Genomic DNA, 552 nt, shown 5'->3' with positions numbered 1-552 from the left:
CCCGCCCGGACGAGGTTGCTGCGGATCTCTCCGTTGGTTCCTTCTTTGGAACTTAGGGCACCGTTTGCTAAGACAAAGCCCGCGGTGCCGTTCGGCGCGAGGTGGTAGATGAAGTGCTGTGCCCATGCGAAGTTACTGCCGACCTTGCCAGGCGCGGGAGTTCCATATTTCCATCTGGGGTCGCCTTCTAGCGTGGGGCTCCACCACTCCTTTTGATTGAACGGGGGATTAGCAACTACAAAATCAGCGCGCAAGTCCGGGTGGAGATCCTCGGTGAAAGAATCCGCCGAGTGCGAGCCCATATCAGCTTCAATGCCTCGTAGAGCGAGGTTCATCTTCGCGAGCTTCCACGTGGTATCTGTGTACTCTTGCCCGAACACCGAAATGTCCGTGCGCTTGCCGCCGTGGGCCTTCACGAACTCTGCCGACTGGACGAACATGCCGCCCGAACCCGCTGCCGGATCGTAGACGCGGCCCTTGTACGGCTCCAGCATCTCCACCAGCGTCCGGACGACGGAACGCGGCGTGTAGAACGCTCCCGCGTCCTTGCCC

Annotated in this window: 1 protein-coding gene; it reads right to left on the bottom strand. The window is 60.5% G+C overall.

What is annotated here, in order from left to right; translation table 11 throughout:
- The coding region (locus FK530_RS25235; protein WP_146489514.1) for an N-6 DNA methylase at window positions 1-552 on the bottom strand (552 nt) is incomplete at both ends.

Origin of the sequence: Tsukamurella conjunctivitidis (genome assembly GCF_007858475.1) — a bacterium.
In the GTDB taxonomy this organism is placed as follows: Bacteria; Actinomycetota; Actinomycetes; order Mycobacteriales; family Mycobacteriaceae; genus Tsukamurella; species Tsukamurella conjunctivitidis.
Note: the sequence above shows the minus strand (reverse complement) of the source record. Positions and strands in the feature narration are given on the sequence as shown.